Consider the following 6,121-nt stretch of genomic DNA (forward strand, 5'->3'; position numbering starts at 1 on the left):
TGCACCTCGAGGTATGATGGAGTCATGGTCGCCCGCAGCATCACCATCACCCCGGAGGTTGTGCTCGCCTCCACCGGGCACGGCAAGGTGCGTCCGGACTGGCTGGAAGAAATCGCCGATTATGTGCAGAGAGCGGCTGCGGATGGCGAACTCGTGACGCTGACCTCGAAGCGGCGCATGCTGACCCCGGCGCAGGTGGCGGATGCCCTCGGTGTGTCACGATCGACGATTTCGCGGAAGATCGCTGCCGGAGAGTTGCGCGCGGTGAAGGTCGGTAATCGAAACCGGATCCCGTTCGAGGAGTACGAGAGGTTCTGGCGGGACACGATGGGCGATGTGGTGGAGCTAACCCGGGACGAGATCGCAGCAGACCTGTTCGGTGACCGCTAGTCCGATCTGCGTCTTTCTCGACGCGAACGTCCTGGCCAAGCCCGTCACCCGCACCCTACTTATGGTCGGCGGTCCGCCCAGTGGTTTCCGCACCGTGTGGAGCCGTGCCGCCGAGCAGGAAGCCCACCGGCACATGCGGCCCCGCGCCATCTCTCCGGCTGCAGTGCGTCGGCGATTTGGGGGCGTTCTTGGACCAACGGGCGCCATCGCCGGTCGCTTTAGTGCCACCGGCGCTACGGATCGGCAGATCCTCGCCGACGCCGAAGCGGCCAGCGCCTGCTTTCTCGTCACCGAGGACGTGGACGATTTCGCAGAGCCCGATCTGGTGGAGGTGGGGGTCTCGGCAGTCAACCCCGATCTGTTCCTGTCCGTGTGGGTTGGCCAGGGCAGCGTACCGATCGGTGATCGATCTCTTCGTGCAACGCCAGGTGGCGCCGCCAACGACACATGGCCAGTTTCACGCCGCGATCGCCCGACAACATCCACTGCTGTTCGCAGCGCATGCCGATCTTTACGACATCCCGCCTGTACCGAGCCCGCATCGGCCGCCCGCGATCCTGTTTAGGGGCGCGCGGCCTCTCCAACCCGGCCACACAGGACACGGCGCGAGGTCAGCGGATGACGCCGACGGGTTTGGGCGTGTGACCGGGGAAGACAGCGGAGATGTTGGGGGTCCGTAGGCGGCGGGTGACGATCTCGGCGACGACGTCGCGGTAGTCCGTGGTGATCGCCAGGTCGCCGTCGAGCAGGGCGGATGACGCGAGGCCCGGCCAGCGGCCGTGGATGCGGCCGCCGACGACGTTGCCGCCTGCGACGAACATGATGTTGCCGTGGCCGTGGTCGGTGCCGCCGATGGAGTTCTGCTCGACGCGGCGGCCGAACTCACTGAGCGTCACGACCGTCGTGCGGCCCCAACGGGAGCCCAGGTCGGTGCGGAACGCAGCCAGGCCGCGGGCGAACGAGTCGACGAGGCGGCGCATCGGCCCCCACTCTTCGAACGGGCCGCCGTGGTTGCGGTGCAGGTCCCAGCCGTCGAGGTCCAGGCAGGCCGCCTCCACGGGTGCGCCGGCCTTGATGACCCGGGCGACTTCGCGCAGCCCCCGCCCGAAGTCGTCGTCCGGATAGGGCGCGGTACCGGCCTTCGTCGCGCGCGCCCGCGCGAGCGTCGCCACCCCGGCGACCGCCTTGCTGGCGTCCGCCGCCAACGCCCCGCCGGCGCTGCGGTGCAACCGGTCGAGGGTTTTGTGTACCCCGCCGCGATACCCCTCCCAGCTCCACACGTCGAAGTTCTCGAGGTCGCCGCTGAACGACGCCGTGGGAAACCCGGCGGCCGACACCGCGGCTCGCGAACCGACGGTCACCGCCCGCACCAACTCCGTGCTCCGCGAGGTCGCCGCAAGATGCCGCCCCAACCAGCCGCTGCGCACCGCCGCCGGGGCGGCCCGCTCCATGTCGAGCTGGGAGTCGAAGTGCGACCGCGTGGCCTTCGGGTTGCCGACCGCGTTGACGACCGCGAGCTGCCCGGCCTGCCACATCGGCAGGAGCGGCCGCGTGGCTGGGTGCAGCCCGAATCCGTCGGCGACGGGCAGCGCGTCCTCGGGTCGGATCGCGAGCCCCGGCCGGGCGCGTCGATAGTCCGGGTCGTCGACGGGCACGACGACCTGCAGGCCGTCGATGGCGCCGCGCAGGAAGATGACCACGAGCGTGTCCCGGGCGGTCGGCGTGGCCGCGAACGCGTACCGCGGGGTGCCCGAGACGACGCCCAACGCACCCAGTGCCGCCATCGACGCGAGCACCGTGCGGCGCGTCACCCCCGACGGGCAGTCGGCGTCGGCCAACGCGCCGGCGGCGGCGATCTCGCTGGCCTCCCGGGCGCTCGAGAGCACCTCGCAGGAGCCGTCGGGCGCGGCGTGCACGAGCACCTCCTCCTCGGAGTCGTGCATGTGCATCGGCACGATGTCGTCGGACAGGCGCCACAGGTGCGGGTCCTTCATCACGGGGCTCCCATCAGCGCAAGGACATGTACGGGGAGGCGAGCACGAGCCGCACGCTCTGGTCGAGGTGCCAGCGCAGCGCGTCGGCGGAGACCCGCGCGGTCGCGGGCGGGGTGCCGCGGCGGCCGCTGGGGTCGGCCAGGAAGGTGGCAATCGCGTCGCGGTCGGCGGCGGCGGGGGAGTACCCGGTGAGCTGGGTGACGAGCCGGGTCGCGGCCTGGGCGTAGGTCTGCGCGGTGGTCAGCCCGATGGCCGTGGCCCACGGCCGGGTCGGCAGCGTCTTGTCCCAGCGTCCGGCGATCGCCTCGGCGGCGTTCCAGCGGGCCAGCAGCGCGCCGGGGTTCAGCCAGGCGGCGGCGGTGTCGGGGTAGCCGGAGGGGTCCGGGTGGTCCATCGGCAGATGCCCGAGGGTGTCGAGCAGCCACAGGTAGGTGCCCATGGGCGCCCACGGGTCGGCGTCCTTGGGCTTGATGTACCGGGGGCCGCCGGCGGCGAAGGCGGCGGCGATGAGCTCCTGCGGCCGCGCCCACTTGCGCCCGGTAGAGCCGGCGAACTCCGGGCTCAGCAGCAGCGTGCGCACGACCGGCGCGATCCGGGTGCCGCTAGCCAGATAGGCGCTGGTCAGCCGGGAGATAAGGGAGGCGGGTGGGGCGTCGGCGACGAACCGTCGGGCCAGGCGGGTCACGACGTTCTTGACGGTCGCCGGGTGCACTGCGAGGCGTTCGACGAGAGTGCGCAGGTCGGCCGGTCCGGCTCCGGGGGAGGCGTTGGCCAGGCGCACCCCGACGATGCTCAACGGACCGACGGCGTGCACGGTCGGCCGGTAGACGAACGTGCCGCTGCGCTCGTCGACGGAGAAGCCGGTGAGCAGCTTGGCCATGTCTTTGACGTCGCGCTCGCGGTAGACGCCGGTGCCGACGGTGTGCAGTTCGAGAAACTCGCGGGCCAGGTTCTCGGCGGGGGCGGCGGCGGTGGAGCCGGCGTTGTCCAGGTAGCGCAGCATCGCGGGGTGGGTGGTCGCGGCGTAGAGCAGGTCGGCGAACCGGCCGAGGGCGCGGGGGCGGATGACCTCGCGGTCGTAGACGCACAGCCACCCAGCCACGTTGTCGTCGCGGAGCGCGATGTGCAGGTGGTCGTGCCACATCTCGACGAGCTTCTCGAGCAGGGGGCGGCGGGTCGTCAGTTGCCGCCAGGCGGTGGCTCGTTCGAGGGAGGGGGTCGATTCCCACAGCTTGTTGCCGGTGAAGGCGCGGATGCCGGGCAGGTCCAGCGTCGTGACGCGGAAGGTGCTGTTGACGAAGCGTTCCGTCGGCCCGTCGTCGATGCGGGCGGGGGCGAGTTGGGTGTCGATCCACTTCGTCGTGCCGGCGCGGCGGATCGTTGCGGCCTGCGCGGCGGTGGCGGCGTGGGTGGCCCGACGGGCCAGATGCCAGGCGGGGTCGACGGTCAGTGTGAGCCCTGGCGCCAGCGGAGACTTCGCGGTCTTGGGTCGAGCGGTGGCCACGCGTTCCCCCCGGTAGTGCGGCTGGGGCGGCGCCTTACGCACGCCGTCAGGTACCGGTCGGCAGCGCGGCGCAGCTTCTGAGGGGCCGGGCCGGACCCCTCCGGTCGATGGGCGTCGGGCCGCGGGACGCGTTATGTCGCGTCGCTGGGGAGGGTCACGGGCGACGCTGCGTCGGCGGGTGGGAGGTTGGTGAACGTGATGGTGAGCCAGTAGTGCGGGTCGTCGCCGGCGAGGCGGTCGCGGATTTGGGCGCGGATGGCGTCCCATTCGGACAGGGCCCGCGGCGGGAGGTCGGGCGGGGCGTGGAAGACGATGTCGACGGTCTTGCCGCGGCCCAGTTGGGCGACGTAGACGCGCTGCTCCGGGATCCCGTGCTCCTCGCCGATCTCGGCGGCGACCCGCTGCGCCGCCTCTCGCAACTCCGGCGGGGCGACGAGGGCGATCTCGGACAGCGCCTGGCGCAGCATCGGGATCGGCGCGGGCAGCAGGGCGAGGGACACGAGGATGAGGACCGCCGGGTCGACGTACGGCATGAGCCATTCGGCCGAGGTTCCGTCGATGAACCAGCCGACGATGAACGCGAGGAGCAGCGCGCCGGTGACTCCGCCGGCCATGAGCCAGCCTTTGACGTCCATGGCCACGAGTGCGGACCCGATCCGCTTGGTCGCCCGATGTTCGATGAGGCCGAAGGTCGCTGTGAGTACCAGCACGATCGCCGCGTAGGCGATCGCCGGGCCGAACTCGATGTCGCGTCCGCCGCTGACGATCGCTGAGATCGCCTGCGCCATGCCGTAGGCGATGACCGCCAGCATGACCAGCCCGTTGAGGGCCAGGATCATCGGCTCGAAGTGCCAGAAGCCCATGTTGAAGCGTTCCTGCGTGCGCCGCGACAGCTGGTTGGCCGCGGAGCGGGTGATGAGCCCGGCGACGACGATCGACACGATGGACATGAAGGCGTCGACGAGGGAGAACACTCCGTCGAAGATGATCGCGAACGAGCCGGACATGATGCCGAAGCTCACCCCGAGCGCCGCGAGCACGAGGACGACGACCAGGGAGGTCCGCAGCGCCTGCTGTTCGGTACGCATGGCCCGATTCTCGCCGGTGCCCCCGGGGTCTGCTGCCGACGGGGGCACCCATTCAGATGTGGTGGAGCACCGATTTCGGCCGCTGCTTGATCACGCGGGGTCGTGCGTTGGCGGCTTCTTCGGCACCCGTCTACGTGGCGAAGGTGAGCTGCTCGCTCGGCAGGGTCTCGCGTTCGGGCAGGTCACCGCCACCGCCGCCACCGCCGTCGCCGCGGTGGTCGTGGCTGGGCCGGTGGCTGTTCGCGTCGCCGTCACTGGCGTCGGTGGCGGGTCGCGGTTGGTTGCCGATTGGTGTGCCGTCGGCGCGGGTCCAGTGCACGCCGGAGGGCGTGACGGTGCCGATGTGACCGTGGCGGTGGATGACGGTGTGGTGATGGCGGCAGGCGCACGCCATGTTCCATTCGGTGGTGGGTCCGCCGTTGGCCCAGTGTTGAAGGTGGTGTTTGTCGGTCCAGGCGGCCGGTATTCGGCACCCGGGGTAGGTGCACGTCTTGTCCCGCAGCTCCAGGGCCGTGACGAGCCCGGGCTTGGCGAGCCGGTGCGCGTGGCCCAGGTCGAGGAGTTCGCTGCGGGTCCCGAGCACGGCCGGAATGATCTGGGCGTCGCAGGCCAGCATCCGCACGTCCGCGGGCGAGAGCACCTGCCCGAACCGGGTGGTGCCGCACCCGGCGACGCTGGAGCGGATCGTGTGGTGCCCGAGCGTCCCGGATGCGAGCACACCGGCGCCGGTCCCGTGGGTCGTCAACTCCTGCGTCCCGCCGCAGCAGGGGCCGTCGCTGCCAGCGTGCATCTTTTGGCCTGCCGCGCACCCGTCAGGCTCGAGGTCGGTCGCCTGCTCATCCTGTGAAGGAAAGAGGCCGAGTTGTTCGGCGAGGCTGGTCTTGCGGACGCCGCCGACGAGGTCGGCCAGGGGGATCGTGACGATGATCCGTGCGGCGGCCCCGCTGCCGCGGACGGTCTTGTCCGGGGTCGTGGCGTGTTTGGCCATCGTGACCAGCGCGTCCAGGCGCCGCGTGCCGGGCGTGCGGGGGTCGTGCTCGCCGGTGTCTGGGTCGACGTGCGGCTTGGACAGGGCGTGCAGGGCGGCGCTGAACACGGCCTCATTGACCGGGTCCATCACGATCTTGGACTCGAACATCCCGGTC

At 71.0% G+C, this 6,121-nt stretch carries 6 protein-coding genes; 2 read left to right on the forward strand and 4 right to left on the reverse strand.

Going from position 1 to position 6,121, the window contains the following annotated elements; all coding sequences use genetic code 11:
• The first annotated feature begins 24 nt into the window (after window positions 1–24).
• Together KILIM_RS14095 and KILIM_RS24060 are read left to right on the forward strand one after the other, a co-directional pair.
• Complete coding sequence (locus KILIM_RS14095; protein ID WP_006593386.1) at window positions 25–390, forward strand: helix-turn-helix domain-containing protein; 366 nt, start codon at window positions 25–27, stop codon at window positions 388–390.
• Window positions 380–955 carry a hypothetical protein gene (locus KILIM_RS24060; RefSeq protein WP_006593387.1) on the forward strand — a complete coding sequence of 192 codons (576 nt, stop codon included), beginning with the start codon at window positions 380–382 and terminating at the stop codon, window positions 953–955. The genes KILIM_RS14095 and KILIM_RS24060 overlap by 11 nt, the downstream gene beginning before the upstream one ends.
• A 46-nt stretch (window positions 956–1,001) precedes the next feature.
• Here the strand turns inward: KILIM_RS24060 and KILIM_RS14100 are convergent, their stop codons facing one another.
• The 4 genes from KILIM_RS14100 to KILIM_RS14115 all read right to left on the reverse strand — a co-directional run.
• A complete protein-coding gene (locus tag KILIM_RS14100) occupies window positions 1,002–2,384 on the reverse strand; it encodes a DUF1501 domain-containing protein (protein WP_006593388.1) in 1,383 nt (460 codons plus the stop codon).
• 13 nt (window positions 2,385–2,397) lie between these two features.
• Complete coding sequence (locus KILIM_RS14105) at window positions 2,398–3,888, reverse strand: DUF1800 domain-containing protein (RefSeq protein WP_051988798.1); 1,491 nt, start codon at window positions 3,886–3,888, stop codon at window positions 2,398–2,400.
• Window positions 3,889–4,019: 131 nt separating this feature from the next.
• Window positions 4,020–4,976 carry a cation diffusion facilitator family transporter gene (locus tag KILIM_RS14110; protein ID WP_006593390.1) on the reverse strand — a complete coding sequence of 319 codons (957 nt, stop codon included), beginning with the start codon at window positions 4,974–4,976 and terminating at the stop codon, window positions 4,020–4,022.
• A gap of 130 nt (window positions 4,977–5,106) precedes the next feature.
• The coding region (locus KILIM_RS14115; RefSeq protein ID WP_006593391.1) for an HNH endonuclease signature motif containing protein at window positions 5,107–6,121 on the reverse strand (1,015 nt) is incomplete at its 5' end.

The organism is Kineosphaera limosa NBRC 100340, from assembly GCF_000298215.1.
GTDB classification, from domain to species: Bacteria; Actinomycetota; Actinomycetes; order Actinomycetales; family Dermatophilaceae; genus Kineosphaera; species Kineosphaera limosa.

What these genes read in the sequence shown, in the direction of transcription:
- KILIM_RS14100 (WP_006593388.1), bottom strand. Translation starts at nt 2,384, where the DNA reads ATGAAGGACCCGCACCTGTGGCGCCTGTCCGACGACATCGTGCCGATG.
- KILIM_RS14095 (WP_006593386.1), top strand. Translation starts at nt 25, where the DNA reads ATGGTCGCCCGCAGCATCACCATCACCCCGGAGGTTGTGCTCGCCTCC.
- KILIM_RS14110 (WP_006593390.1), bottom strand. Translation starts at nt 4,976, where the DNA reads ATGCGTACCGAACAGCAGGCGCTGCGGACCTCCCTGGTCGTCGTCCTC.